The following is a 25,718-nucleotide window of genomic DNA, read 5'->3' on the forward strand; positions in this document are numbered from 1 at the left end:
AGTGGAGTGGTCAGCCCGTTCGCGACCGTCACGGGTGCGGGAGCGGGGTGGCCCGGCCGCCACGGGCCGGGCGCCGACGAGGACGAAGGAGATCCGGTGAACGTGCTCTTCCCCGCGCTGCACGAGGCTTCGCCCGCCCCCGCGCTGCGCTTCGGTGACCGCGCGCTCAGCTACCGCCAACTGACCGCCGTGGCGGTGCCGCTCGCCGGGCGGATCGGCGGCGAGACCCGTGTGGCGCTGTGGGCGACGCCGACGCTGGAGACCGCGGTCGGCGCCGTCGCCGCGCTGCTCGCCGGGGTGGCCGCGGTGCCGGTCAACCCCCGGATCGGCGAGAGCGAGCTGGCGCACATCGTGGCGGACAGTGCCCCGTCGCTCGTCCTGGCCGCACCGGGCGACGATCTGCCGGCGGCGCTCGCCGCGCTCCCGCGCATGGACGTCGAAGTGGCCGCGCCCGAGGTCGAGCCGGAGCCGGCCGTGCTTCCGTACGAACCGGGCGACGAGGCGCCGGCCCTGATCGTCTACACCTCCGGCACCACAGGGCCGCCCAAGGGTGTCGTCCTCCCCCGGCGCGCCATCGCCCACACCCTCGACGCACTGGAGGACGCCTGGCAGTGGACCGCCGATGATGTCCTGGTCCACGCCCTGCCGCTGTTCCATGTCCATGGCCTGATCCTCGGCATCCTGGGCCCGCTGCGCCGCGGCGGCAGCGTCCACCACCTGGGGCGCTTCAGTACGGACGGGGTCGCCCGGGAGCTGTCCGCGGACGGCACGATGCTGTTCGGTGTGCCGACGATGTACCACCGGCTGGCCGCCGAGGCCGGGCACGACCCCCATCTCGCCAAGGCGCTGTCCCGGGCGCGGCTGCTGGTGTCGGGGTCGGCCGCGCTGCCGCTGACCGATCATGAACGGATCGCGGCGGCCGCCGGGCGGCGGGTGATCGAGCGCTACGGCATGACGGAGACGCTGATGAACACCAGCGTGCGGGCGGACGGCCCGGATGCCGCAGGGACGGTGGGGGTGCCGCTGCCGGGGGTGTATGTCCGGCTGGTGGACGACGCCGGGCAGGCCATCGAGGCGAGCGACGGCGAGACGGTGGGCGAGATCCAGGTCCGCGGCCCGAATCTGTTCGTCGAGTACCTCAACCGCCCCGATGCCACGGCCGCGGCGTTCGAGGGCGGCTGGTTCCGTACGGGCGACATGGCGATCCGTGACGCGTCGGGGAACTACCGCATCGTCGGCCGCAAGGCCACCGACCTGATCAAGAGCGGCGGCTACAAAATCGGCGCGGGCGAGATCGAGAACGCCCTCCTGGCGCACCCCGGGGTCGCCGAGGCGGCCGTCACCGGCGAGCCGGACGAGGACCTCGGCGAGCGGATCGTCGCCTGGGTCGTGGCCGAAACGGGCCCGGACGCCGGGCCGCCGCCCTCCGGCGAGGAGCTTGCCGAGCATGTCGCCCGCCAACTGGCGCCGCACAAACGGCCCCGGGTGGTGCACTTCCTGGACGCCCTGCCACGCAACGACATGGGCAAGATCATGAAGCGCGAGCTCCATGCATGAGCCCGACGCCCCGGCCCCGATGCCGAGCATGCGGCTGACGGCCCGCCAGGCCATGGCGGCGGTGTCGGACTCCTACGTCGAGCTGCCGGCGCCCGAGGGTCCGGGGCCCGGCCGGCCGGACGGGCCGCTCGGCTGGCGCGGCTACGACGTGTCCCGGGCCCGCGCCCGCGCCAGGACCGGCGAGGACGAGTCGGTGGTCAGCGCCCTGGCCACCATAGGTGGCACCGAAGTCGTCCTGCTCTCCTTCGAGTTCGGCTATCTGGGCGGCTCGCTCGGCGAGCGCACGGGCGACCGCCTGGAGGCCGGGTACGCCGAGGCCCGTGAGCGCCGCCTGCCGCTGGTGTCGCTGATCTCCACGGGCGGCAGCCGCATGCAGGAAGGGATGCGTGCGCTGACCCAGCTCCAGCGGGTGGCCGGGCAGTCGGCGCGGAACCGCGCCGCGGGGCTGGCGCAGCTCGCCGTGCTGCGCGATCCGACGACCGGCGGCGGCTGGGCCACGCTCGGCGCGGGTGCCGATGTGATCCTCGCCCTGCCCGGTGCGCAGATCGGCTTCGCGGGCTCGCGCGTACGCCCGGCGGAGGCCGATCCGCATGCCTACTCCGCCGAGGGCCAGCTCGCGGCCGGGCAGATCGACGCGATCGTCGCTCCCGACCGGCTGCGCGGCGCGCTGCAACGCTGGCTTCGACTCCTGGGCGGCAAAAGGGAGCCGGGAGCCGCACCCGAGGCGGCCCCGCCGCCGTCCGCGCTCGGCGAGAGCAACCTTCCGGAGACCGGCTGGCGTGCGGTGGTCCGCGCCCGCGATGCCCGGCGGCCGCGCGCCGAGGCGTATCTGCGCGCGTATTTCGACGACTGGGAGGAGATCAGCGGCGACCGGTGCGGTGGTGTCGACGGCGGGATGCGCTGCGGTTTCGGCCATCGCGACGGCCGGACCATCGCCTTTGCGGCGCAGTGCGGTACGGCCACCCGCCCGGCCGGATTCCGTACGGCGGCCCGCCTGGTGCGGCTCGCGGACCGGCTCCGCATCCCGGTGCTCACTCTGGTGGACACCCCGGGCGCCGCCAATGACGCGGAGGCCGAGCGGGCCGGCGCCGGCGCGGCCATCGCCGATGCCTTTGCCGCGCTGGCCTCGGCGCGGGTGCCGGTCACCTCCCTGCTCATCGGCGAGGGCGGCTCGGGAGGCGCACTGGCCCTCGCCGCACCCGGCCGCCTCTGGGCGACAGCGGACAGCTATTTCTCCGTGATCGCCCCGGAGCTCGCCGCCGCCATCCTCAAACGCGACCAGCAGGAGGTGCACCGCACCGCGGACCAACTCCGTATCCGCCCGCAGGACTTGCTGGCCCTGGGCATCATCCGCGAGATCGTCCCGCCGGCCTGACCGGAACGCCTGCGCGCCCCGGAAGTGTTCCGCCCGCTCACCCGCCCGATACGGCCTTGCCCGCCTCCTGGAGCGCGGTGACAGCGGCGCGGATCGAGGGCCTGCGGTCGGCGTCCGCGCGCCAGATGGCGTAGACATGGCGGCGCATCGTATGCCGTACGGGCACCACGCTCACCCCCTCGGGCACCGGCCCGCGGCCCAGGCGCGGGGCGACCGCGACGCCCAGCCCGGCGGCGATCAGGGCGAGTTGGGTGTGGTGCTCCTCGGCCATATGGGCAATACGGGGCTCCACTCCGCTGCCCCGCAGGGTGAACATCAGCCAGTCGTGGCAGAACTCGGCGTGCGGCCAGGAGATCCACTCGTCGTCGGCGAACTCCTCCAGGTCGACGGTGCTCCGGCGGGCCAGACGGTGGTCCGATGGCATCGCCACATCCGCCGGATCGTCGAGGAGCGGGGCCTTCGCCAGCCCATCGGGCAGCGGCAGCGGCCGGTTGTACCAGTCCAGGACGACGGCCAGATCGAGGTCACCGCGCACCACGCCGCGTACCGATTCGGCCGGTTCCATCTCCTGCAGCCGCGCGCGGAGTTGGGGGTAATCGGCGCGCAGTGCGGCGAGCGCGGGCGGGAAGAGCCCGCGGGCGGCGGTGGGGAACGCGCCGAGCCGCAGATCGCCCACGGCCTGGCCGCGGTGCGCCTCCAGCTCGGCCTGCGCCAGCTCGACCTGCGAGAGGATGCGCACCGCATGATCGGCGAGCAGCCGTCCCGCATCGGTCAGCCGTACCCCGCGTCCGTTCTTCGCCAGCAGCTGCTGCCCGGTCTCCCGCTCCAGCTTGGCGATCTGCTGCGAGACCGCCGAGGTGGTGACATGCAGCCCTTCAGCGGCCGCGCTCACCGAACCATGGCGGGCGACCGCGCTCAGGGTCCGTAGACGATCAAGGTTCAACACATAAGCAATGCTACGCGATACTCCCCACAAATTCTCGCTTGTGCTACGAGATCGCGGTCAGCATCGTAGAGGGCATGAGCACCGCCACTGGCCCAGCCACCGACGCCACCCGCACCACGCCCCCTTCGTCCGCGACCACCGACGCCCCTGTCCCCGGCGAGGTGACCGGCGGCCCCGCCCGCCGCCGCACCCTCGGCTGGCCGGTCCGCTTCGCCATTCTCTGCACCGTCTGGGGATTCAGCTTTCTGTTCATCAAGGTGGGCACCGAGGGCTTTGCGCCGTTGCAGTTCACGCTGGGCCGGCTGGCCTGCGGCGCGCTCGTACTGCTGGCGATCCTCGCGATCAAGCGGGAGCGGCTGCCGCGCTCCCCCCGGATCTGGGGCCACCTGGCGGTCGCCGCGCTCATTCTCAACGTCGCCCCCTTCACCCTCTTCTCCTACGCCGAGACCACCATCCCCTCCACTCTGGCCGGCATCTGCAACGCCACCTCCCCGCTGTGGGGCATGGTGCTCTCCCTCGTCGCACTCTCCGAGGACCGCCCCACGCGGCGTCGCGTCGCGGGGCTGGGGGTCGGGTTCCTGGGCGTGCTGACCGTCCTCGGCGCCTGGCAGGGCTTCGCCGGTACGGACCTGGCGGGCACCGCGATGGCACTGGGCGCCTCGCTCTGCTACGCCATCGGCTGGATCTACGTCCGCCGCACGCTGGCCGACGCCGAGCACTCCCCCCTCGCCATGACCGGCACCCAGCTGCTGCTGGCCACCCTCCAACTGGCCGTCGTGACCCCCCTGTTCACGTCGATGCCGACCTCCTTCCCCCTCGCCTCGGTGCTCTCCGCCTTCGCGCTCGGCGCCCTGGGCACCGGTTTCGCCTTCGTCCTTCAGTACCGCCTGGTCGCCGAGATCGGCCCCACCACGGCCCAGATGGTCACCTACTTCGTCCCGGTGATCGCCACCGCCGCCGGCGTGACCCTCCTGGACGAACGGCTCAGCTGGAACACCCCGGTCGGCGCCCTGATCATCCTCGCCGGCGCCGCCCTCACCCAGTCCAAGCCCCGCCGCAAGGCGTAGCGCCGCCCTGGCTCCGGCCCTCGAAGCCACTCCTCTGGAGAGCTCCCGAGCCCCAACTCGGGGGCTCTCCCCTGCCCGTTCCCGCCCGTTCCCGCCCGTTCGCCCTCCCGTCTCACTCAAGGACGACCGTGACGCCGTAGCGTTCCTCGAGGAATCGCCCGATCCCCTCGAAGCAGGAGAGCCCCTCCGCGGCGCCGTAGTCGCAGGGAACGTCCGCCGGCGCCTGACGCGCAACGTCGGCGTCGCCCCATATCAGGGTGAAGGGCGCCGCCACGCCGTATCCGCCGTCCAGGCAGTCCTTGACATTGCTCCGGCCCGATCCGAAGTACCCACCGGACCCGGCGAACGCCTCACCCATCGCGCAGTGCAGGCCGGGCACATCCGTACTGGGAAGCCCGCCCCCACACGGCATGCCCCTCGGCCTCCTGGACCTCACTCATACCGCCGCGCCTCCCCGGCACCCGTAGCCGCCGCAACGGCGTCGGCCATCGGCTCGATGTCGTCGTCGGACAGGCCGGACACGGTGATCCGGACGCCGGGCGGTGAGTCCATCCGGAAGCGTGCTCCCGGCGCCACCACCCAGCCGGATTGCAGCAGTCGGGCGACGGCGCCCGTCTCATCGGGGACCGGTACCCAGACGTTCATCCCGCTGCGCCCGCGCGCCCGTACGCCCCGCTCGGCCAGGGCCCGTATCAGGGCATCGCGCCGGCGGCCGTACGCCCCGGCGACCCGCTGCGGGTCGATGGCGGACGTGCGCCAGAGGTGGACGACCGCGTGCTGGAGCAGATGGCTGACCCAGCCCGGCCCCAGGAGCTGTCTGCCGCGCACCCGGTCCACGGTGATCGCATCGCCGGTGAGCACCGCCAGGCGCAGGTCCGGGCCGTAGGACTTGGCCGTGGAACGGACCAGTACCCAGTGGTCGGTGACGCCGGAGAGGGGATGGAGCGGGAGCTCGACGATGCCGTGGCCGTGATCGTCCTCGATGAGGAGGATGCCGGGGTGGCCGGCCAGGAGGGTGCGGAGTTCGGTGGCTCGGGCGCGGCTGACGGCGGCTCCCGTCGGGTTCTGCGCCCGGTCGGTGACGACGACGGCACGGGCGCCGTCCCGGAGTGCGCGGGCCAATTGCTCGGGCAGCGGGCCCTCGTCGTCCACCGTGACCGGAGCGGGGCGCAGCCCGAGCGCCGGGATCAGATCCAGCAGGCTGCCCCAGCCCGGGTCCTCCACCGCCACCGTGTCGCCGGGCCGCAGATGCGCGGCGAGCACCCGCTCGATGGCGTCAAGCGAGCCGCTGGTGACGGCGATCGGCGCTTCGGGCACGCCGTCGCGGAGGAAGGCCGCGCGGGCCAGCGCCTCGAGATCGTCGTCGACCGCGGACGTGCCGTAGAGCACGGGCCGCCGGGCGCTGCGCGCCGCGGCCTCGGCCAGCGCGCCCTCCAGCAGGGGCAGGAGCGCCGGATCGGGGTTGCCGTCCGAGGCGTCCCGTACGCCCGGCGGCGCCTCCACCCGCAACGCCTCCCGAGAGGTGCTCGCCGGTCTGGAACGCACCCGGCTGCCGCGCCGGCCCGCGGTTTCGATCACACCGCGGTCACGCAGCGTCCGGTATGCGGACGCGACCGTATTGGGATTGACCTCGAGATAGACCGCCAACTCCCGCAGGGGAGGCAGCACTTCACCTGGTTGGAGCTCGCCCGCACCGACGGCTCGCTCGACACTGGCGGCAATCTCCGATGCGCGCCGCCCTTCGATCCGATACTCTCCTAGCACAAACTTGATTATGCACTAGTGCAATGGAGAGGGCAATGGCACGAGAAGAAATGGCACAGGTTCCGGCACAGGACGTGGCACGGGACGCGTCGTACGCGCCGACCGGGCGCACCGTCCTCACCCGCGCCCGCGAGCGCGCCGCCTACGACCACGAGACGGTGCACGCCATCCTCGATGCGGGATACCTCTGCCATCTCGGCTATGTGCGCGACGGCGCCCCGGTCGTACTGCCCACGCTCTACGCCCGCGCCGGGGACCGTCTCTATCTGCACGGTTCGACGGGCTCCCGCCCGATGCGGAGGGCCGGCGAGACCGGCGAGACCGGCCACGGAGCCGACCCCGGCCTGCCGGTCTGTGTCACCGTCACGCATGTGGACGGCCTCGTTCTGGCGAAGTCCGCCTTCCACCACTCCATCAACTACCGCAGCGTCGTGGTCCACGGCATCGCCCACCAGGTCATCGACGAGGACGAGAAGACGGCCGCCCTCGACGCCCTGGTCGACCATGTCCTGCCGGGCCGCGCGGCCGACTCCCGGCCGGGCAACGCCAAGGAACTGGCGGCCACCGCCGTGATCCGCCTCGACCTGCGCGAGGTCTCGGCCAAGATCCGCACCGGCGGCCCGCACGACGAGCCGGAGGACCTCGAGCTGCCGTACTGGAGCGGCGTCGTCCCGGTGGCCCCGGCGTACGGCGCCCCCATACCCTCCGACGATCTCGCCCCCGGTACGGCCCTGCCCCCGTATCTGACCACCCGCTGAGGAACGACGATGCTGATCCACCCCTGGGACGCCCCCACCGACGACGCCGAGTGGCAGGACTGGCTCGCCGCACACGACTTCGGCCAGCTGGCCGTCAACGGCCCGGCCGGCGCACCGCCGATGGTGCAGCCGACGCACTTCGCGTACGACCCGGTCCACCGTGAGGCGATCACTCACCTGGCGCGCCCCCACCCCATCTGGCGCGCACTGGAGGAACGGCCGACGGTCCTGCTGAGTGTGGTCGACGACTACGTCTTCATCCCCGGCCCCTGGCAGGCGGCGGAGGGCGCGCCGCCCGAACACGGCGTCCCCACCAGCTTCTACGCCGCCGTCCAGCTGACCTGCACCGCCCATATCGTGGACGACCCGGGGGCCAAGGCCGCGCTGCTGCAGCGCCAGACGGGCCACTTCCAGCCGGAGGGCGGCTCGGCCCCGGTCGCCGCCGGCCGGGCACCGTACGGCCGGCAGCTCTCCGGGGTGCGCGGGCTGCGGCTCGAAGTGCGTGAGGTGCACGCGAAGTTCAAGTACGCGGGCAAGCGGAGCGAGGCCGTCCAGCAGCGCATCGCACAGCGCCTCACCGAGCGGAACGGCCCCGGCGACGAGGCGGCCCGCGGCCACCAGGAGCGCCGCCGGGCCGCCCTGTCCGGCACCAGGCCCTGAGGCGCCGCGGTGCCCGGCCGACCACCGGCCGGCCGGGCACCCCCGCTCACCCCACTACCGCCACCCCGCCCGGCTCTTCGGCCACCGTGCCACGCCGTGTCTCGGTCACCGCCAGCGCGGCAACGGCCGTCAGCAGTATCCCGGTCCCGACCGCCGTGGTCATCGTCAGCCGCTCCCCGAGGAACAGCACCGCGATGACCGCGGCCGACACCGGCTCGAGCAGCAGGATCACGGACGCGGTCGCGGCGCGCACGACGGCCAGCGCCGCGAAGTAGAGCACATACGCCAGCGCCGTCGGCACCGCAGCGATGTAGCCCAGCAGAAGGAGGCTGCGGCCCAGCTCGTGCGCCTGCGGCCACAGCCCTTCCGCCACCGCGAGCGGCAGCAGGCACAGCGCGCCGACCGTGAAGGTGCTGATCGTCGAGGCGTACGGATCGCCGCTCCCGCCCTTGCCCAGCCGCCGTGTGAGGAGCGTCATCGCGGCACAGCCGGCCGCGGACAGGAAGGCGTAGCCGATACCGGCGGGCCGGACCGTTGCGCCGCCCCCGCCGAGGACCAGGACCATCAGCCCTGACACCGCCCCGGCGACGGCCAGGACGCCGCCCGCGCCCAGCCGTTCGCCCATCGTCACGCGCGCGCCGATGGCTATCAGGACGGGCGCCGCCCCCATGGTGACCACGGTTCCCACGGCCAGGCCGGTGCCTTCCACGGCGGCGAAGTAAGCGGTCTGGAAGACGGCGAAGGCCATACCGGTGACGGCGATCCGTGCCATACGGCGGCGCACCGGCTCATAGGGGACGGCGCCGGCGGTGGTACCGGACCGGCGGCGTAGCAGCGCCCGTACGGCGAGCAGCAGCACCAGGCCGCCGAAGGTGCGCCAGAAGCTGATGGCGAGCGGGCCGAGCCCGCTGCCCCCGTAGAGGAGGGCGGCGGTGGCACCCGCCGTGCCCCAGACGATGCCGGTGAAGGTGACGTACAGCAGCCCCCGGCCCACGGGCAGGGCGGAAGACGGTGTGGTGGTGTACATGAGAGATGTGCTCCGGGAAATCCCGCACGGCGCGCTGCGCCGCGCAATGGTCGCGTGGTCCCGTATGCAGGCAGCGACGATCGGCCCGGGAACTCGCCCGGGCCAGGGTTTCCGCGGAGGCCGCCGCCCGCCTTACGCGGCGGGCGGGGACAGCACAGTCAGGTACATGATCGGCACTCTACGGTGCGCCCGGTCCGGCCGCCACGCCGCCCCCGGCGGGCACCGGTTCCGGGGCACCCGTGGCCGGTTCCTTCGGCTTCGCCGACTGCGCGATGAAGGCGCCCACCAGCACCACCACGCCGCCCGCGATCTGCGGCGCGGAGAGATGCTCGCCGAGCAGCACCCAGGCCAGTACGGTCGCGATCACCGCCTCCAGACAGGCGACCACTCCGGCCACCTGGGGCGAGAGCAGCCGGATGGAGACGACTCCGGTGAGGTAGGCGGCCACGGTGGCGACCAGCACGATCCAGCCGAGGAGCAGTACGGCGGGCACCTGGGTGCCGTTCATGGAGGCGCTGCCGCCGAGCACCTGCGCGTGCATGGTCCAGGGGCGGGCGATCACGGTGAGCACGGCGGCGCCGATCAGCAGGCCGTAAGCGATCACGCCGAGCGGGTCCGGCGTATCGTCGCCGTCGCCGCCGTGGTCGGACAGCACGAAGTAGCCGACCTGGCAGCAGGCCGCGCCGAGGGCGAGCGCCAGGCCGATGACATCGAAGCTCAGCCCGGACCACACCTCGACGACACAGCCGAGGCCGCCGACGGCCAGGACGACGCCGATGGCCGCGGCGCGGGTGACCGGCCGTTTCTGGACGAAGCGCACCCAGCCCAGCACGAGGGCGGGCGCCAGATATTCGATGAGCAGCGCGACGCCGACGGGGATATGGGATATCGCCGCGAAATAGCAGGCCTGGACGCCGGCGACGGCCAGCAGCCCGTAGCCCACGAGCAGGGCGGGCCGGCGGCGCGGCAGATCGCGGTGGCGCCAGGCGAGGGGCAGCATGACCAGCGCGGCACCGGCCACCCGCAGCCAGGTGACATGCAGCGGCTCGAGGCCTGCCTCGATCAGGGGTTTGGCGGCGACGCCGGAGCCGCCGAAAGCGAGTGCGGAGAGCAGCGCGATGCCGATGCCTGCGCCGCGCCCCCGGGGTCCGCTCCTCCCGGGGGCCGGTGATGCCTGTGGGGTCGCCGTGGACCCTGGTGCTGCTGGGCCGATACCGGTGGCGGGACCGGTGGGGCTCCCCGAAGACGCGTGCATCGGGTCATCATGACAGCCGCCGTCAGCAGCGCCCTCCCCGAGACCCCTGTCACTCCTGGCCGGGGCCGTCCCCGTCCAGCCGCACGGCGAGCGAGGCGGTGTCGACGGAGGCGCGGCGCAGCACCTTTACTGCCCGGGACTCGGGGTCGTCCACCAGGGCGGCGAGCAGATCGAGGCAGCCGGCGCGGGTGGCGTAGCGGGCGTGCGCACGGTCGAGGGCGCCGTCCAGGGCGGCGGCTGCGGCGGGCGACCATCCGGGGACGCCGCCCTCGGTGACCATGGGGACGGAGCCGGAGTCCTCGACGGTGCCGTGCCACTGGAGTCCGTAGCCGATGCTGCGCTGGACGAGATAGCCGAGCAGCCGGGCGATCTGAGGGCCACCGTCGAAGGCGTCGCGTACCGCGGGGTCGGATTCCAGGAGGCCGTGGAGCAGATGCGCGGTGTCCACCTGGCGGTCGCCGTCGCGGGTGGCCCTCCTGCGGGCAGCGGAGACGACGGTCGCCAGCTCCACGGTGAGCTGGGTGTCGAGGTCCACCTGGACGGGGCCGTCGCCGCCGCCATACGCAGTACGGTTTTGCACAGATCCACCCCACCAGCCCCTGCGGCCCGGAGCATCCCCGGCGGGAAGCATTTACGCATCCCACCCTGGTTGGGGACGCCCGCACCCCATCTCATCCTTAGGGAGGAGATGCGGCGGAATCATGGACTCCGAGCCATTTGGGCGCCGGTTCCCTTAAGGTGCCGTGACCGGCAACCGGAGACCGCCCCTCGTACGTCCTTCTCCGACAGGCTCCGCGTCCTCCCCGCCGGACAACGCCCGTCTGTCCGCGCCCTGTTACCCCGAACTCCTCCGTGGCGAAGGATTCCGATGGCCACCCGACCGCTGCTCTTCCTCGATATCGACGGCGTGCTGAACCCGGTGCTGCCGTCGCCCGGTTTCACCGCGCACGATCTGCTCGATCACACCGTGCTGCTCTCCGTCGACCACGCCGACTGGCTGCGCGAGCTGTCCGCCACGTACGACCTCGTCTGGGCCACCACCTGGGAGCATCACGCGAACACCCATATCGCGCCGCTGCTGGGGCTGCCCGAGCTGCCGGTCGTCGAGTTCACCGGCCATCCCGGCCGCCCCGATGACCCGCAGTTCGAGGGGCCGGAGAGCCTGCTGGCGCGGAAGTGGGCGCCGTTGCTGCGCCATGCGGCAGGCCAGCCGTTCGCCTGGGTGGACGACGTGATGCCCGACAGCCTGGTACGACGCAGCCGCTGGCGGCCGGACCGGCTGCTGATCCCGGTGGACCCGGCGCACGGACTGCGCCGCCATCATGTCGACCGGCTGCTCGCCGCCCCGCCCCGGCCGCGGCTCTGCATGAATCTGACAGCCCATCAGCATTGATGGCCGCCGGTATTGAACCTTCACCCCTGTGCGGCTACGTTCCGCGGCACCAGCCAGGGACAGTCACCGAAGGGGTGGTCGTATGGCCGAAGTCACCGCTCAGGCCCGTATCGAGGCGCCGGCCGAGCAGGTCTGGGACCGGCTGACCGACTTCGACTCGTACGGACAGTGGAACGCCACCCACACCGCCTTCCCCAAGGGCGGCCCCGCACCGCTCGAAGTGGGCGCGGGGTACGAGGAGAACATGAAGCTGATGGGATTCCCGGCCGAGGTGACCTGGACCGTACGGGAGCTGGAGCCCGGCCGCCTCCTGGACATCACAGGGAAGGGCCCGATGGGCGTCAGCCTGGGGATGCGCTACGAGCTGACACCGGACGGCGGGGCGACCACCCTGCGGATCGACGGGGCGTTCACCGGGGCCGCGGTCTCCCTCATGGCCGGCAAGCTGAAGGACTCCGCGGGCGCGGCGCTGAACGAGTCGCTGCGCAAGCTCGCGGGGCTGGTGGGCTGAGGGCCGGCGGGGCGGCGCGGGGCGCGCCACCTGCGGCGCGCCCCGGCTCACCTCTCCTCGCCGCAGCCCTCCCCGGCTCAGTCCTCCTCGGCAAGGATCAGATACAGCTCCTTGCGCGCCTTGTTGACCACCGCCATGGCCTTCTCCCGCTGCTCGGGGCTGCCGGTGGCCCACACCTGCCGGAACGCCTCGACCAGGCCGCCGCCCGCCTTGCGGATCTCGTTCATGGCCTCCCAGTCGACGCCGCGCCCGGCGTCCTCCCAGGGGGCGTCCGAGCCGCCCTCGGCCTCGGTGCGACCGGCCTCGGTCAGCGAGAAGAGCTTCTTGCCGCCCTCGCTCGCGTTGGTGATCAGCCCCTCGTCCTCCAGGAGCTGGAGGGTGGGATAGACCGAACCGGGGCTGGGCTTCCACGCCCCGCCGCTGCGCTCGGCAATCTCCTGGATCATTTCGTAGCCGTGCATCGGACGGTCCTTGAGCAGCGCCAGTATCGAGGCGCGCACATCGCCGCGCCGCGCCCGGCCGCGTGGCCCGCCGCGGCCCCGGCCGCCGCCGAACGGCGGCCCTCCGAAGGGCGGCCCGAAGCCCCCGAACGCGGCCCGCCGGCGCTCGAAGCCGCCGGCGAACTCGCCCCAGCCGCCCGGCCGTCCGGGTCCGCAGTGCTCGTGGCGGTGCTCGTGTCCGTGCTCGTGGTTGTTGCCGTGCTGGTGTCCCTGGGAACGCATGACGACGTCCTCTCCGGTTGTTCTTGCAGACGCTCTTACGGTCGTTACAGCATCGCCATCGTTGACCGATCGCGATGCCTCAACGATATATCGGAACCGTTCGCCGAACAACCCCTCCGACAGCCGACCCGTTGTCCCTTCTCACAGAAGCCAGTCCCTGTCTCATCCAATCCAGTCGGGATACAGCCGGCTTCTGCGTATCCCCCAACACGGGACTGGTGCCGGACGCCAAGTACTCATGGGTGGCGATCGCGGGGGACACATTGAGCATGTGTGCTCAGGAGGGTTGAGTACGCGACCGGATCACCGCACGCGGGCCGGTGCACTGGAATGAGGACATGAACACCGCCCCGCAGCCCCTCACAGCGCGCGTCGTCACCAGATGGTCCGTCGCCGGACTCGTCCTGCTCGTGCCGACCGTCGTCGTCGCGTGGATCGCCGTACTCAGCACCGGTCGCGGCAGCCGCTGCCTGACGTACGGCGATCAGTGCTCGACGGTCCCGGGCGAGGCCCTCTACGGCTGCTTCTGGGGCGCCCTCGCGGCCGGTGTTCTGGCACTGGTGTGGCCCCGAGCCCAGTGGACGCGCGCCAGGGCGGGGGTCGTCCTGCTGCAGTGGGGTGCTCAGATCACGCTGGGCGCGCTCATCCTCAGTGGCGCGTGACGTCCCCCTCCGCAGGCCACGCCGATGGCCTGTCTGCTCCCACCGAAACCAGTCGGCGTGGCCCGACTCGTGCCGACTGGATTGGATGAGACGGCGACTGACTTCGTTGAGAACAGACACCCGTGCTTCGTCCCGTGCCGCGCCCTGCCCCCTCCCGTGATCCATCCCGTGATTCCTCCGGGGCCAATTTCCCGGGATTGGCCTTGGCCTGCGGCTTTGCGGCCCCTCTACGCTCACGGCCATGAGGATTCGTATCGTCGACGCCTTCAGCGCGCGTCCATTCGCCGGCAACCCCGCAGGAGTCGTACTCCTCGACTCCGACGCCTTCCCCGATGACGCCTGGCTCCAGCAGGTCGCCACCGAGGTCAATCTCTCCGAGACCGCGTTCGCGCACCCGCTGCCCGCGGGCGGCGACGCCGACTGGGCGCTGCGCTGGCTGACCCCGGCCGCCGAGGTGAACCTGTGCGGGCATGCCACATTGGCCACTGCACACGTCCTGCACACCACCGGGACGGCAACGGGCACGGTCCGCTTCCGTACCCGGAGCGGAGTGCTGATCACGACCACCGGGGACGACGGGTCGATCACCATGGACTTCCCGACGGCACCACTGACCGAGGTGGCGGTGCCGCCCGTCGTCGCCCGGGCCCTGGGCACCGAGATCCGCTCGGCGTACGACACCGGCCCCGACGTCGGGGATCTGCTGGTCGAGCTGCCCGACGAGAAGTCCGTACGGGCCCTGTCGCCGGACTTCAAGGCGCTGGCGGGGCACGGCGGCCGGGGCGTGATCGCCACCGCGCGCGCCGAAGACCCCGACGGCGGCCACGACTTCGTCTCGCGCTGCTTCTTCCCGTACGTGGGCGTCGACGAGGACCCGGTGACGGGCAGCGCGCACACCGCGCTCGCGCCGTTCTGGTCGGCGCGACTGGGCCGCGATGCGCTGGTCGGGCTGCAGGGCGGCGCCCGTACCGGCTTCGTACGGACCGAGTGGCGCGGCGACCGCACGCTGCTGACCGGCAGCGCGGTCACCGTCATCGACGGTGAGCTGCTGGCCGCCGGCTGAGACCGCATCGGGCGCGGGGGCGGGGATACCGCGCCCCCGCGCCCCGTCATGAGGCCGTGGGCAGCCACCCCACCCGGCCCGCGAGCAGCGCGTAGCCGAGGAACGCCACGATGTCGATGAGGGCATGGGCGGCGACCAGCGGACCGACCCGGCCCCACCGCCGGTAGAGCAGGACGAAGATCACGCCCATCACCATGTTGCCGAAGAAGCCGCCGATGCCCTGGTAGAGGTGGTACGAGCCGCGCAGCACCGCGCTGGCCGCCAGCGCCGCCATCGGGGCCCAGCCCAACTGCCCCAGTCTGCGCAGCAGATAGCCGACGACGATGACCTCCTCCAGGACGGCGTTCTGCACCGCGGAGGCGATCAGCACCGGGATCTTCCACCACACGTCGGGCAGCGCCTCGGGGACCACCGTCAGATTGACGCCGGCCGCCCGCGCGCCCAGATAGAGCAGCAGTCCGCTGCCTCCGATCACCGCGGCCAGCGCGCCGCCGCGGCTCAGGTCGAAGCCGGGCCGCAGCCGGTCGAAGCCGACGGCGCACAGTCCGCCGGCCCGTTCCCTCAGCAGGAAGTGCGCCACCAGGGCGACGGGCACCAGGGCCGTCGCGATGCCGAACAGCTGCCAGGCGAGATCCAGCCAGGGCCGCCCCGGCGCATGGGACCCATTGAGCGTGGCCGCCTGATGCTTGAGGGCGCCGGATCTGGTCACCGAGCCGATGAAGCTGATGAGCGCCGACACCCCGCTGGCCCCCAGCGAAAGCGCCAGGACGAGCAGCGTCTCGCTCTTCAAGACGCTCCGGCAGGGCTCCTCCGCGACCCCCGCACTCCGCCCCGCACCAGGACCCTGACCTGGAACGTCCGCATCAGCCACGGGACTTGTCTCCGACTCCACGCTTCCTCCACTTCCGCGATACCGCCTCGTCACCACCACCGCCCCGCTAGGGTCTCGACAGCAGATACGAAGATCGCGCTCGACAGGCCGGGGACGGGCGCCCTCCACGTGGCGCGTTCTCTCCCCATGGAACCCCCATCGAATCCCGATCGAGTCCGGGAACCGGGCTCCGAGTATCAGGAGAGGCGCTACGGCAATGGGACGTCACAGCTTGCCCGATCCGTCCGCACCGGAGAGCACGGGGGCCCGTCCCGGCTCCTCCCCCAAGCTCTCGGCTGCGCTCGAGCAGGGGGACCCCCACGAGCAGGGGGACCCCCACGAGCAGGGGGGACCCCCACGAGCAGGGGGCACCCGCCGCCGCACCCTCGTCATCGCCACCGCCCTCGTTGTCGCCGTCGCCGCCGGCTCCGTCGTGGCACTGCGCAGCGATCTGCTGCCCTTCGCCCAGCCGTGCGACGGCAAGTCGGTGCGACTGCGGGTGCTCGCCTCCCCCGATATCGCCCCGGCACTCGGCACGGTGGCCGCCAGGGCTCGCGAGAACGAGACGCGCAGCGACGGCAGATGCCTGGACGTCAAGGTCACCGCGCGGGCCTCCTACGAGGTCGCCGACTCCCTCGGGCAGCGGCCGGCCGACCCCGGGTTCCAGGTCTGGATACCGGATTCCAGCCTGTGGGTGGACCGCGTCGGCTCGGAGAACGGCACCGAGCTGACCGCCGTCGGCGCCGTCGCCTCCTCGCCGATCGCGCTGGGCGCCGTCCCCACCGCCGCCAAATCGCTGGGCTGGCCGGAAAAGACCTACACCTGGTCCGAGCTGACCCGCACCGCCACCACGGACGACACGCTGCGCCTGGGCGTCGCCGACCCGGCCCGCAGCGCCACCGGGCTGCTCGCACTGGCCCGTATCAACGCCTCCCATGCCAAGGACGGCAAGGACGGCAAGGGCTCCAGGGAGGGCGGCGACGCCGACACCCGTACCGCCGCCGCGGCCAAGCTCCTGTACGAACGGGTCGCGGACGGCGACAGCCAGGTGCTGGCCACCTTGCCGCGCGACGGCTCCGGTGCGGAACAGGGCAATCCGCGCCGCAACCAGGCGCTGCTGCTCTCCGAACAGGCCGCCCACGCCCACAACACCGGCCCGGTCAGCGGCCCCGACCTCGAGCTGTTCTACCCCCAGGACGGCACCGCCCGGCTCGACTACCCGTACACCCTGGTGGACGACGACAGGCTGAGCACCGACCAGACCCGCGCCGCCAGCCGGTTCATGACCCTGCTCGGCGGCGCCGCGGGACAGCGCGAGCTGCACAAGCGGGGCTTCCGCGACGGCCATGGCAAGGCCGACGCCAAGGTGACCCGTGCGGCCGGTGGCCAGGACCCGCAGCCGTACACCGCCGCCCCCGCCGATCCCCCGTCGGCCAGGAAACTCCAGGCGCTGCTGGGCATGTGGACGATCACCGTGCAGAGCGCCCGGATCGCGACGGTCGTCGACGCCTCGGCGTCCATGGGCAACGCGGTCCCCGGCCAGGGCGGCCGGTCCCGGATGGAACTCGCCAAGAATTCGCTGCTGCAGGCGCTGGCGACGTTCACGCCCGAGGACGAGATCGGGCTGTGGAAATTCGCCACCCACCTGGACGGCGACAAGGACTACCTGGAGCTGTCCCCCACGAGCCGCCTCGGCGACCGCGGCGAGCACGGCGGCACCCACCGCGATGAACTCGCCGCCGCGTTCGGCTCACTCGCCCCGGTGCCCAACGGTGCCACCGGCCTGTACGACACCACGCTCGCGGCGTACAAGAAGGCCTGCGGAACGTACGCGAGCGGAAAGTTCAACTCCCTGGTCATCGTCACCGACGGCGCCAACGACGACTCCAGCAGCATCGGGCTGGACGCCCTGACCGGCAAGCTCAAGAAGCTTGCGGACCCGAAGCGTCCGGTACCGGTGATCGCCATCGCGATCGGCCCCGAGGCCGATAAATCGGCCCTGGACCGCATCGTGGCACCGACCGGCGGCTCCGCGCACCGCGTCAACGACCCGTCGCAGATCCACCAGGTGATCCTCAAGGCGATCATGGCGGCGGGCATGAAGGGCCCGCGCTAGACGCCGCCCTACGCGCTCTCGACCGTACGCCGCGCGCCCGGTACGGCCGGCGGCGTCCCCACCGCCCAGGCGACCGGCCAGGTGTGCACCGGTTCCCCGGCGTGCATCAGCTCGCTGTAGCGCCGGGTCATCGCGGCCAGCGCGGCGTCGCGGTCCAGGCCCTGGCGGAGCGCGTGGTGAAATGCCGCGGCCTGCCAGGACGCGCCGTTCACGCGGCGGGCGCAGCGGTCCTCGATGATGCCGAGATACAGGTCCCGGTCGGCCGGTTCGATTCCCCAGGCATCCAGCCCGGCCGCGGCCAGCGGCAGCAGTTCCTGGCGTACGAGCCGTACGGCCGGGATCTCGGCGACGCCGCCGGCGCGACCGGAGCGCGGCCAGTGGAGGCAGGCGTCGATGCCGTAGCGGCAGGCCGTGTCGAAGTTGGCGGCCGCGGCGGCGAACGGCAGGCGTTTCCAGATGGGGCGGGGTTCTTCGGCCAGCGCCCGTACCAGGCCGTAGTAGAAGGCCGTGTTGGCGATGACGTCGGCGACGGTGGGGCCGGCCGGCAGGACCCGGTTCTCGACCCGCAGATGGGGGGCGCCGTCGGCGACCCCGTAGACGGGGCGGTTCCAGCGGTAGACCGTGCCGTTGTGCAGCACCAGTTCCGCCAGGTCGGGCACCCCGCCCTCGTCGAGGACCCGCAGCGGCTCCTGCGCCCCCGGGATCGGCAGCAGCGGCGGGAAATAGCGCAGGTTCTCCTCGAAGAGGTCGTACGCGGAGTCCACCCAGCGCTCCCCGAACCAGGTGCGCGGGCGCACTCCCTGGGCCTGCAGTTCGGGCGCCCGGGTGTCGGTGGACTGCTGGAAGACCGGCGGCCGCGACTCGCGCCACAGCTCACGGCCGAACAGGAACGGCGAGTTGGCCCCCACGGCGACCTGCACGGCGGCGATGGCCTGCGCGGCGTTCCAGACGGCGGCGAAGCGGCCCGGGGTGACCTGGAGGTGCAGCTGTACGGACGTACAGGCGGCCTCCGGCGCTATCGAGGCGGAGCGGGAGACCAGGCGCTCGACGCCCTGTATGTCGATCGCGAAGTCCTCGCCGCGAGCCGCCCGCATCTGGTCGTTGAGCAGCACATAGCGGTCGATCGCGGAGAGGTTGGCGGCCGTCAGGTCGGTGGCGGTCAGGGTCGGCAGAATGCCGATCATCACTATCCGGGCGGCGACCTCGCGGGCTTTTCCGTCGGCGTAGGCGAGGCCGGTACGGAGTTCCTCGGCGAGCTGGTCGAGGACGCGGCCCGCCAATCGGTGCGGGGTGATGTTGACCTCGAGATTGCACTGGGCGAGTTCGGTCTGGAAATCACGGCTGGCGATGCGTTCCAGCACCTGAGAGTTCAGCATGCGGGGCAGTCCGTCCGCGCCCGCGAGATTGAGCTCGATCTCCAGGCCGATGAGATTCCTCGGCCGGTCGAACCGCTTCTCCGCCAGCAGCCTGCGCAATCCCGTAAGACAGTCGTGGAGCTTTCTTCGATAACGCTCCCGGTCGGCCAGGTCGATCCCGTCCGCGGCGACCTTCTCCCCCATCGAAGGGTCCCTCCTCGATCAACGAACGGCCCGCGGCCACGGGCCGTTTGGGGCCGTCCCCGACACCACCGGGGCACGCGCTACGGTCGATGATGCCCCGGCAATCTGATCGATAACGCCTCGGGGACGGGCCGGTGCCGATAGGCTCGAAGTGGTGGAGCGGCCGGAACACACCAGGGCATATTCGGGGCACTCGCCGCTGGCATATCTCGGCGGCGATCGCCATCCGCAATTCTCTTGTAAAAAACACCGACGAGATCCGGCCTACCACGCTCCCGAGGAAATGCGAGGTGGCGCCCAAAAAGGCCCGTACAAAGCGGCGAAAATCACCCTGCGGAAGGGCCCGCGGAAGGGTCCTGTTTCCGCCTTGCCGGAAATTCACAAGACCAGTAGCCGAAACATTTTCAGAACATACGTCGTATAAACTCCGCACACGAGGCAGAGAGTTGGCGCCAGTGCTGCAGTGTTCTCACCCGCGCCGGGGCACTGCGGCCGACCCACCGGTCCGCCGCTCCGGTCGGCCATGCTCCGCCCCGCATGCTGACAGCGCCGTCCGCACCTGCCCGGCTTCACCGTGTCTCCGAAGTGAGAGGCGACTCACCATGCCGCTGCATCTCCCCCCTGCCCCTGCGCCCGCCCTGCGCAGCGTTCTCGCCGCCCTCGGCTCGCCCACCGCCGTCCGCGAGGCTCCAACCTCCGCCCTGCGCGCCCATCAGGGTCCGCTCAGCCCCGACCATCCGCTGCCCGTCCACGTGTGGGACGACGTCAGCCGCGTGGGCGGCCCGCCGCGCACCCGCCTGGCCGGCTGGCGTTTCCTGGTCCGCAGCGGGGAACGCGCCGTGGCGGCAGCCGAGGCGATGCTCACCGCCGACGGCTGGACGTTCTCCCACTTCTGCGGCGGCCCCTATGTCACCGCAACCGAACAGGCACTCGCGCAGACGGAGTCGCTGGCCGCGCCGTACCAGCCGCGGCTGCTGTCCGTACCGGAGCTGTACATGCTCACCCTGTGGCTGCATCACGACATCGCCTCGGACGGCGCCTCCGGCCTGCCCGCCCCCAGTGACCTGCTGGTACCGCTGGCGCCCGCCCCGCCGGGCATCGCCCCGCACCGCCCGCAGCGGGTCGCCGATCTGCTCCCCCGGCTCACTCTCCGCCTGACCCCCGGCCCGCTGCTCGACTCGCCGGCCGCCTGACGGCGCACGCCGTCGCCCGGCACTGCGCCCCGCGCCCCCTTTCGGCCGCGGGGCGCAGTGCTGCACTCACCCGGGCGGTCCAGTGTCCCTAAAACACTCCCAACCCCCTTGGGGCCGAAAGCAATTGAACCGCCCGCACGGGTGATGCGTCCCTATCCAGTGAGTACTACTGCTGCGAAATCCCTGCGGAAACCCGTCCGTGGGGCAACACTGGGACCAACCAATGGAAACGGGGGAGCGGCCATGACCACCTCGTCGAGCCGCACAACGACGTTCACACCGCAGCGAAAGACAACTTCCATGTGCCAGCACCAACCTCCTTGCCCGTCCGCAGACTCCAGCGACCGGGAAGCCGCGCATCCCGTGGCGCACCACCCCGAACAGGGCTGGAGCCTGCTGTGCAACGGCGTCCTGCTCTTCGAGGACACCGGTGAGCTGCTGCCGGACGGGCAGGTCATCGCCCCGCACCGGCCCCAGGCCGAACGGGTCGCCAGCGTCGCCTGACCCGTCAGCGCCTGGCAGTACAACAGGGCCCCCGGCAGATCTGCCGAGGGCCCTTGATGTTGTACGGAACGTTGTACGGGATGCCCCTACGGAATCCGCGGAACCCGTACGGACGGATCAGCCGTCGTACTCGTCCAGCGGCGGGCACGAGCAGACCAGGTTACGGTCACCGAAGGCACCGTCGATCCGGCGCACCGGCGGCCAGTACTTCTCCGCAGCCACGACACCGGCCGGGAAGACGGCCTCCTCGCGGCTGTAGGAGTGCGCCCAGTCACCGGCCAGCGCACCCGCCGTGTGCGGGGCGTTGCGCAGCGGGTTGTCGTCCTTGTCCCACTGCCCCGAGCCGACCTTCTCGATCTCCGCGCGGATGGCGATCATCGCGTCGCAGAACCGGTCGAGCTCGTCGAGGTCCTCGCTCTCGGTCGGCTCGATCATCAGCGTGCCGGCCACCGGGAAGGACATCGTCGGCGCGTGGAAGCCGTAGTCGATGAGCCGCTTGGCCACATCGTCGATGCTCACACCGGTCGCCTTGGTCAGCGGCCGGACGTCGATGATGCACTCGTGCGCCACCAGGCCGCCGGGGCCGGTGTAGAGCACCGGGTAGTGCGGCTCCAGGCGCTTGGCGATGTAGTTGGCGCTCAGGACGGCGACCTGGGTGGCGCGCTTGAGGCCCTCGCCGCCCATCAGGCGGACGTACGCCCAGGAGATCGGCAGGATGCCGGCGGAGCCCCAGGGAGCCGCGGAGATCGGTCCGACGCCCGTCTCGGGGCCCGCGGTGGGCTGCAGCGGGTGGTTGGGCAGGTACGGCGCCAGGTGGGCGCGGACGCCGACCGGGCCGACACCGGGGCCGCCGCCGCCGTGCGGGATGCAGAAGGTCTTGTGCAGGTTGAGGTGCGAGACATCGCCGCCGAACTTGCCGGGCTCGGCGAGGCCGACCAGCGCGTTGAGGTTGGCGCCGTCGACGTAGACCTGACCGCCGGCATCGTGCACCGCCGCGCAGATCTGGGTGATGTGCTCCTCGAACACGCCGTGCGTCGAGGGGTAGGTCACCATCAGGACCGCGAGCTCGTCCCGGTGCTTCTCGATCTTGGCGTGCAGATCGTCGGCGTCCACCTCGCCGTCCTCGCCGGTCTTGACGACGACGACCTTCATCCCGGCCATCACGGCGCTGGCGGCGTTGGTGCCGTGCGCCGAGGACGGGATCAGGCAGACGGTGCGCTGCTCGTCCCCGTTGGCGCGGTGGTAGGCGCGGACGGCCAGCAGACCGGCCAGCTCGCCCTGCGATCCGGCGTTCGGCTGGATGGAGACCTTGTCGTAGCCGGTGACGGTGGCGAGGCGCTCCTCCAGCTCCTGGATCAGCGTCAGATAGCCCTGTGCCTGGTCGGCGGGCGCGAAGGGGTGCAGCTGGCCGAATTCGGGCCAGGTGACCGGCTCCATCTCGGTGGTGGCGTTCAGCTTCATCGTGCAGGAGCCGAGCGGGATCATGCCGCGGTCCAGCGCATAGTCCTTGTCGGCGAGGGTGCGCAGGTAGCGCAGCATCGCCGTCTCGGAACGGTACTGGTGGAAGACCGGGTGGGCGAGGTAGTCGTCGCTGCGCAGCAGCTCCTGCGGCAACGTTTCCGCAGCGACGGCGTCCAGCTGCTCGACGTCGCCCGGCACCCCGAAGGCGCCCCAGACACCGGCCAGCTGCGCACGCCCGGTGGTCTCGTCACAGGCGATGCCGACCAGGTCCGCGTCGACCGGTCGGAGGTTGACACCGGCCTCGCGGGCCGCAGCGACGACCTCGGCGGCCCGGCCCGGCACCCGCGCGGTGAGCGTGTCGAAGTACGCGCCGTGGACGATCTCCACGCCACCGGCCCGCAGGCCCTCCGCCAGCACGGTGGCGTAGCGGTGGGTGCGCCGGGCGATCGTCCGCAGGCCGTCGGGGCCGTGGTAGACCGCATACATTCCGGCCATCACGGCGAGCAGCACCTGCGCGGTGCAGATGTTGCTGGTCGCCTTCTCGCGGCGGATGTGCTGCTCACGGGTCTGCAGCGCGAGGCGGTAGGCCTTGTTGCCGTCGGCGTCGACGGACACGCCCACCAGGCGGCCGGGCAGGCTGCGGGCGAACTTCTCGCGTACGGCCATGAAGCCGGCGTGCGGCCCGCCGAAGCCCATCGGGACGCCGAAGCGCTGGGTGGTGCCGACGGCGATGTCCGCGCCCAGCTCGCCGGGCGAGGTCAGCAGCGTCAGGGCGAGCAGATCGGCGGCGACGGTGACGACCGCGCCCAGCTCCTGGGCCTGCGCTATGACGGCGCGCGGGTCCCGCACCGCACCGGACGCGCCCGGGTACTGGAGCAGCACACCGAAGACACCGCGCTCGGCGACCTCGGCGGGAATGCCGTCGCTCAGGTCCGCGACGACGACCTCGACGCCGGTCGGTTCGGCACGGGTCTCGATCACCGCGATGGTCTGCGGCAGACAGTCGGCGTCGACCAGGAAGACGCCCTGCTTGACCTTGCCGATACGGCGGGAGAGCGCCATCGCCTCGGCGGCGGCGGTGCCCTCGTCCAGCAGGGACGCGCCGGAGGTGGGCAGTCCGGTCAGGTCGGCGACCATGGTCTGGAAGTTGAGCAGCGCCTCCAGGCGGCCCTGCGAGATCTCCGGCTGGTAGGGCGTGTACGCCGTGTACCAGGCCGGGTTCTCCATGACGTTGCGCAGGATCACCGTCGGGGTGAACGTGCCGTAGTAGCCGAGGCCGATCATGGAGGACAGGACCTGGTTACGGTCCGCGAGGCCGCGCAGCTCCTTGAGGACCTCGGCCTCGGTACGGGCCTGCGGCAGGCCGAGGGCCTCCGCGCTCTTGATCACGTCGGGTACGGCGGCGGCGGTCAGCTCGTCCAGCGAGCCGTAGCCGACCTGCGCGAGCATCTTTGCCTGCGCCTCGTGGTCGGGACCGACATGCCGGCGCTCGAAAGGCGTACCGCGCTCCAGCTCGGTCAAGGAGATGCGATTGGTGGTCATCTGCGGGGGCCTCCTGGTCACTGCGACCTACGAGGGGCACCACGGCGTGGGTGCCCGGACGGCCTCCCCCTCTGTCATCTCAACCTGAGAGCTTCACCGGCCCGCAGGCTGCGGGCCGGCTTTCACCGTCGGTGAGGAAGGGTCCCGGCGCTGTGTCCTCCGCGGCCCGCCCTACTTTCCAGAGTGACCTCGTCCATGCGGTACGGATGCCTGAGAGATTCCGGGGAGGAGTTGCTCCTTCGGCGCCCCCACCGCGAACGGCAAGGGACTCTCCCGCATGGGGTCAGCGGCCAAAAGTCAGCCTACCAGCGCACCTGTCCGGGAATCCTTCGAGTGGCCGAGGCATGAAATGTGCCGTTTGGTAGGTGTCACAGTGCAGTTGCGACCACTAGGAGGGGCTGTGCAAACAGATATCGATCCCCGGAGCCTCATCGGCCGCAAAGCGTTCGACCGGAACGGCACCAAAATCGGAACCATTGATGAGGTATATCTCGACGACGCCACCGGCGAACCCGAATGGGCCGCCGTACGGACCGGCCTTTTCAGCCGGGATGCCTTCGTCCCTTTGGAGCCGAGCGAGCTCGCCGACGAGGGGCTGCGGATCCCTTACGACCGCAAGCTGATCAAGGACGCCCCGGACTTCGGGGTGGGCCGCCATCTCTCCCCCGAGCAGGAACTCCAGCTCTACCACCACTACCGGCTGGATATCTCTTCCCCGGCCTCCGACTCCGTCCCGTCCTCGGGCGACAAGGACTTCGGCCGGGTCGCCGGTTCGGAGGACTGACCGCCCGCAGGCTCGCCGCCCACCAGCGGCAAGGGCTCCCCCGGCCGCAGCGCCGGGTCGTCGACGGCAAAGGTCCGCACCCTCCCCGGTGCGGACCACGGCTGTTCAAAACGTACGGTCACTCTCCCCACCCCGCTGCCCTGCACCCATCCGGCGCCGTATTCCTCGTGCACCACATCGAGCCCCGGATGCCAGCGGCGTGGCCGCTCCTCCTCCGGCTCCCGCTCACCCACCCCGCCCGCCGCCGGCTCCGCCGCCGCCCTGGCCGCCGTCTCCTCGGCCTCCTGCTCCGTCGCCAGCTGGGCGAACAGATCCTCCTGCGTGAAGTCGGCCAGCCCGCTCACCCCCACGCCCAGCAGCCGCACCCCGCCCGTGGTGTCCACCGTCTCCAGGAGCCGCGCCACGGCCTCCCGTACGACAGCGGGGTCGTCGGTGGGCCCGCGCAGCGTCTCCGACCTGGTCAGCGTCGAGAAGTCGTAGTTACGGACCTTGATCACCACCGTGCGACCGGACCGCCCGGCCTCCCGCAGCCGCTGCACACAGCGCTCGGCCAGCCGCACCAGCTCGCCCCGCACCCGCGTCCGGTCGGTGAGATCGACCTCGAAGGTGTCCTCGACCGAAATGGATTTCGCGTCCCGCTCGGCCACCACCGGGCGGTCGTCCTGCCCCAGCGCCATCACATACAGCCCGGCGCCGTGCGCCTTCCCCAGCAGCCGCACCAGCTCGTCCTCACCGGCCTCCGCGGTCTCCGCGACGGTGTGGATACCGGCCCGGCGCAGCGCCTCGGCCGTCGCCGGCCCCACCCCCGGCAGCGTCCGCACCGGCATCGGCCCCAGCAGCTCCCGCTCCATACCGGGCTCGATCACCACCAGGCCGTCCGGCTTCGCCAAGGCGCTGCTCTTCGACGAGCCGACCTCCGCCCTCGACC

At 71.8% G+C, this 25,718-nt stretch carries 24 protein-coding genes and 1 riboswitch; of the genes, 13 read left to right on the forward strand and 11 right to left on the reverse strand.

The window, feature by feature from the left end; all coding sequences use genetic code 11:
• Window positions 1–96 precede the first annotated feature (96 nt).
• A complete protein-coding gene (locus AB0D04_RS11710) occupies window positions 97–1,557 on the forward strand; it encodes an acyl-CoA synthetase (protein ID WP_362701976.1) in 1,461 nt (486 codons plus the stop codon).
• A complete protein-coding gene (locus tag AB0D04_RS11715; RefSeq protein ID WP_362701977.1) occupies window positions 1,550–2,932 on the forward strand; it encodes a carboxyl transferase domain-containing protein in 1,383 nt (460 codons plus the stop codon). The genes AB0D04_RS11710 and AB0D04_RS11715 overlap by 8 nt, the downstream gene beginning before the upstream one ends.
• Before the next feature lie 37 nt (window positions 2,933–2,969).
• Here the strand turns inward: AB0D04_RS11715 and AB0D04_RS11720 are convergent, their stop codons facing one another.
• Entirely contained in the window at window positions 2,970–3,878 is a 909-nt protein-coding gene (locus tag AB0D04_RS11720; RefSeq protein ID WP_362701978.1) for a LysR family transcriptional regulator, read from the reverse strand.
• A gap of 74 nt (window positions 3,879–3,952) precedes the next feature.
• Here AB0D04_RS11720 and AB0D04_RS11725 point away from each other — a divergent pair, with 74 nt between their 5' ends.
• Window positions 3,953–4,945, forward strand: coding sequence for a DMT family transporter (locus AB0D04_RS11725; RefSeq protein WP_362701979.1), 993 nt, complete (start codon window positions 3,953–3,955; stop codon window positions 4,943–4,945).
• A gap of 112 nt (window positions 4,946–5,057) precedes the next feature.
• On the opposite strand, the gene AB0D04_RS11730 is transcribed toward AB0D04_RS11725, so the two are convergent.
• Both AB0D04_RS11730 and AB0D04_RS11735 read right to left on the reverse strand, forming a co-directional pair.
• Window positions 5,058–5,357 carry a hypothetical protein gene (locus AB0D04_RS11730; protein ID WP_362701980.1) on the reverse strand — a complete coding sequence of 100 codons (300 nt, stop codon included), beginning with the start codon at window positions 5,355–5,357 and terminating at the stop codon, window positions 5,058–5,060.
• A gap of 20 nt (window positions 5,358–5,377) precedes the next feature.
• A complete protein-coding gene (locus AB0D04_RS11735) occupies window positions 5,378–6,709 on the reverse strand; it encodes an aminotransferase class I/II-fold pyridoxal phosphate-dependent enzyme (protein ID WP_362701981.1) in 1,332 nt (443 codons plus the stop codon).
• Window positions 6,710–6,744: 35 nt separating this feature from the next.
• Between AB0D04_RS11735 and AB0D04_RS11740 the strand changes: the two genes are divergently transcribed.
• Window positions 6,745–7,467 (forward strand): pyridoxamine 5'-phosphate oxidase family protein, encoded by a 723-nt coding sequence (locus AB0D04_RS11740; RefSeq protein ID WP_362701982.1) that lies wholly within the window; start codon window positions 6,745–6,747, stop codon window positions 7,465–7,467.
• Between the two features lie 9 nt (window positions 7,468–7,476).
• Window positions 7,477–8,127, forward strand: a complete 651-nt coding sequence (locus AB0D04_RS11745) for an FMN-binding negative transcriptional regulator (protein WP_362701984.1) — start codon at window positions 7,477–7,479, stop codon at window positions 8,125–8,127.
• Window positions 8,128–8,173: 46 nt separating this feature from the next.
• Here AB0D04_RS11745 and AB0D04_RS11750 read toward each other — a convergent pair whose 3' ends face one another.
• The 3 genes from AB0D04_RS11750 to AB0D04_RS11760 all read right to left on the reverse strand — a co-directional run bounded on the left by AB0D04_RS11750 (window position 8,174) and on the right by AB0D04_RS11760 (window position 10,989).
• A complete protein-coding gene (locus AB0D04_RS11750; RefSeq protein WP_362701986.1) occupies window positions 8,174–9,154 on the reverse strand; it encodes an EamA family transporter in 981 nt (326 codons plus the stop codon).
• Between the two features lie 178 nt (window positions 9,155–9,332).
• A complete protein-coding gene (locus AB0D04_RS11755) occupies window positions 9,333–10,409 on the reverse strand; it encodes an EamA family transporter (protein WP_362701987.1) in 1,077 nt (358 codons plus the stop codon).
• A gap of 49 nt (window positions 10,410–10,458) precedes the next feature.
• Entirely contained in the window at window positions 10,459–10,989 is a 531-nt protein-coding gene (locus tag AB0D04_RS11760) for a Clp protease N-terminal domain-containing protein (RefSeq protein ID WP_362701989.1), read from the reverse strand.
• 288 nt (window positions 10,990–11,277) lie between these two features.
• Here AB0D04_RS11760 and AB0D04_RS11765 point away from each other — a divergent pair, with 288 nt between their 5' ends.
• A complete protein-coding gene (locus AB0D04_RS11765) occupies window positions 11,278–11,802 on the forward strand; it encodes an HAD domain-containing protein (RefSeq protein WP_362701990.1) in 525 nt (174 codons plus the stop codon).
• An 82-nt stretch (window positions 11,803–11,884) separates the two neighbouring features.
• The gene (locus AB0D04_RS11770) at window positions 11,885–12,313 is read left to right on the forward strand and encodes an SRPBCC family protein (RefSeq protein ID WP_362701992.1); all 429 of its coding nucleotides are present in this window, start codon (window positions 11,885–11,887) and stop codon (window positions 12,311–12,313) included.
• Window positions 12,314–12,390: 77 nt separating this feature from the next.
• Here AB0D04_RS11770 and AB0D04_RS11775 read toward each other — a convergent pair whose 3' ends face one another.
• Window positions 12,391–13,035 (reverse strand): PadR family transcriptional regulator, encoded by a 645-nt coding sequence (locus AB0D04_RS11775; protein WP_362701994.1) that lies wholly within the window; start codon window positions 13,033–13,035, stop codon window positions 12,391–12,393.
• Window positions 13,036–13,373: 338 nt separating this feature from the next.
• Between AB0D04_RS11775 and AB0D04_RS11780 the strand changes: the two genes are divergently transcribed.
• Window positions 13,374–13,697: a hypothetical protein gene (locus AB0D04_RS11780; RefSeq protein WP_362701995.1), complete on the forward strand. Its 324-nt coding sequence runs from the start codon at window positions 13,374–13,376 to the stop codon at window positions 13,695–13,697.
• A gap of 241 nt (window positions 13,698–13,938) precedes the next feature.
• A complete protein-coding gene (locus AB0D04_RS11785; protein WP_362701996.1) occupies window positions 13,939–14,760 on the forward strand; it encodes a PhzF family phenazine biosynthesis protein in 822 nt (273 codons plus the stop codon).
• Between the two features lie 46 nt (window positions 14,761–14,806).
• On the opposite strand, the gene AB0D04_RS11790 is transcribed toward AB0D04_RS11785, so the two are convergent.
• Window positions 14,807–15,652: a CPBP family intramembrane glutamic endopeptidase gene (locus AB0D04_RS11790; RefSeq protein WP_362701997.1), complete on the reverse strand. Its 846-nt coding sequence runs from the start codon at window positions 15,650–15,652 to the stop codon at window positions 14,807–14,809.
• A 196-nt stretch (window positions 15,653–15,848) separates the two neighbouring features.
• Between AB0D04_RS11790 and AB0D04_RS11795 the strand changes: the two genes are divergently transcribed.
• Entirely contained in the window at window positions 15,849–17,747 is a 1,899-nt protein-coding gene (locus AB0D04_RS11795) for a substrate-binding and VWA domain-containing protein (protein ID WP_362701998.1), read from the forward strand.
• Window positions 17,748–17,755: 8 nt separating this feature from the next.
• On the opposite strand, the gene AB0D04_RS11800 is transcribed toward AB0D04_RS11795, so the two are convergent.
• Entirely contained in the window at window positions 17,756–19,306 is a 1,551-nt protein-coding gene (locus tag AB0D04_RS11800) for a glutamate-cysteine ligase family protein (protein WP_362702000.1), read from the reverse strand.
• A gap of 602 nt (window positions 19,307–19,908) precedes the next feature.
• On the opposite strand from AB0D04_RS11800, the gene AB0D04_RS11805 reads away from it, so the two are divergent.
• On the forward strand, window positions 19,909–20,499 hold the full coding sequence (locus tag AB0D04_RS11805; protein ID WP_362702002.1) for a hypothetical protein: 591 nt from the start codon (window positions 19,909–19,911) through the stop codon (window positions 20,497–20,499).
• Between the two features lie 300 nt (window positions 20,500–20,799).
• Window positions 20,800–21,003 (forward strand): DUF5999 family protein, encoded by a 204-nt coding sequence (locus AB0D04_RS11810; RefSeq protein WP_362702004.1) that lies wholly within the window; start codon window positions 20,800–20,802, stop codon window positions 21,001–21,003.
• A 117-nt stretch (window positions 21,004–21,120) separates the two neighbouring features.
• Here the strand turns inward: AB0D04_RS11810 and gcvP are convergent, their stop codons facing one another.
• Complete coding sequence (gene gcvP / locus AB0D04_RS11815) at window positions 21,121–24,006, reverse strand: aminomethyl-transferring glycine dehydrogenase (protein WP_362702006.1); 2,886 nt, start codon at window positions 24,004–24,006, stop codon at window positions 21,121–21,123.
• A 188-nt stretch (window positions 24,007–24,194) separates the two neighbouring features.
• Window positions 24,195–24,292, reverse strand: a riboswitch (glycine riboswitch).
• Window positions 24,293–24,406: 114 nt separating this feature from the next.
• Here gcvP and AB0D04_RS11820 point away from each other — a divergent pair.
• Window positions 24,407–24,790 carry a PRC-barrel domain-containing protein gene (locus AB0D04_RS11820; RefSeq protein ID WP_362702008.1) on the forward strand — a complete coding sequence of 128 codons (384 nt, stop codon included), beginning with the start codon at window positions 24,407–24,409 and terminating at the stop codon, window positions 24,788–24,790.
• On the opposite strand, the gene AB0D04_RS11825 is transcribed toward AB0D04_RS11820, so the two are convergent.
• Window positions 24,700–25,718, reverse strand: a 1,019-nt coding sequence (locus AB0D04_RS11825; protein WP_362702009.1) for a helix-hairpin-helix domain-containing protein, incomplete at its 5' end; no start/stop codon positions are given. The two genes, AB0D04_RS11820 and AB0D04_RS11825, sit on opposite strands and share 91 nt — an antisense overlap.

Origin of the sequence: Streptomyces sp. NPDC048483 (assembly GCF_040651455.1) — a bacterium.
Lineage (GTDB): Bacteria > Actinomycetota > Actinomycetes > Streptomycetales > Streptomycetaceae > Streptomyces.

What these genes read in the sequence shown, in the direction of transcription:
- AB0D04_RS11745 (WP_362701984.1), top strand. Translation starts at nt 7,477, where the DNA reads ATGCTGATCCACCCCTGGGACGCCCCCACCGACGACGCCGAGTGGCAG.
- AB0D04_RS11750 (WP_362701986.1), bottom strand. Translation starts at nt 9,154, where the DNA reads ATGTACACCACCACACCGTCTTCCGCCCTGCCCGTGGGCCGGGGGCTG.
- AB0D04_RS11805 (WP_362702002.1), top strand. Translation starts at nt 19,909, where the DNA reads ATGCCGCTGCATCTCCCCCCTGCCCCTGCGCCCGCCCTGCGCAGCGTT.
- AB0D04_RS11715 (WP_362701977.1), top strand. Translation starts at nt 1,550, where the DNA reads ATGCATGAGCCCGACGCCCCGGCCCCGATGCCGAGCATGCGGCTGACG.
- AB0D04_RS11770 (WP_362701992.1), top strand. Translation starts at nt 11,885, where the DNA reads ATGGCCGAAGTCACCGCTCAGGCCCGTATCGAGGCGCCGGCCGAGCAG.
- AB0D04_RS11730 (WP_362701980.1), bottom strand. Translation starts at nt 5,357, where the DNA reads ATGCCGTGTGGGGGCGGGCTTCCCAGTACGGATGTGCCCGGCCTGCAC.
- AB0D04_RS11725 (WP_362701979.1), top strand. Translation starts at nt 3,953, where the DNA reads ATGAGCACCGCCACTGGCCCAGCCACCGACGCCACCCGCACCACGCCC.
- AB0D04_RS11800 (WP_362702000.1), bottom strand. Translation starts at nt 19,306, where the DNA reads ATGGGGGAGAAGGTCGCCGCGGACGGGATCGACCTGGCCGACCGGGAG.
- AB0D04_RS11810 (WP_362702004.1), top strand. Translation starts at nt 20,800, where the DNA reads ATGTGCCAGCACCAACCTCCTTGCCCGTCCGCAGACTCCAGCGACCGG.
- AB0D04_RS11755 (WP_362701987.1), bottom strand. Translation starts at nt 10,409, where the DNA reads ATGCACGCGTCTTCGGGGAGCCCCACCGGTCCCGCCACCGGTATCGGC.
- gcvP (WP_362702006.1), bottom strand. Translation starts at nt 24,006, where the DNA reads ATGACCACCAATCGCATCTCCTTGACCGAGCTGGAGCGCGGTACGCCT.
- AB0D04_RS11765 (WP_362701990.1), top strand. Translation starts at nt 11,278, where the DNA reads ATGGCCACCCGACCGCTGCTCTTCCTCGATATCGACGGCGTGCTGAAC.
- AB0D04_RS11795 (WP_362701998.1), top strand. Translation starts at nt 15,849, where the DNA reads ATGGGACGTCACAGCTTGCCCGATCCGTCCGCACCGGAGAGCACGGGG.
- AB0D04_RS11740 (WP_362701982.1), top strand. Translation starts at nt 6,745, where the DNA reads ATGGCACGAGAAGAAATGGCACAGGTTCCGGCACAGGACGTGGCACGG.
- AB0D04_RS11780 (WP_362701995.1), top strand. Translation starts at nt 13,374, where the DNA reads ATGAACACCGCCCCGCAGCCCCTCACAGCGCGCGTCGTCACCAGATGG.
- AB0D04_RS11775 (WP_362701994.1), bottom strand. Translation starts at nt 13,035, where the DNA reads ATGCGTTCCCAGGGACACCAGCACGGCAACAACCACGAGCACGGACAC.
- AB0D04_RS11785 (WP_362701996.1), top strand. Translation starts at nt 13,939, where the DNA reads ATGAGGATTCGTATCGTCGACGCCTTCAGCGCGCGTCCATTCGCCGGC.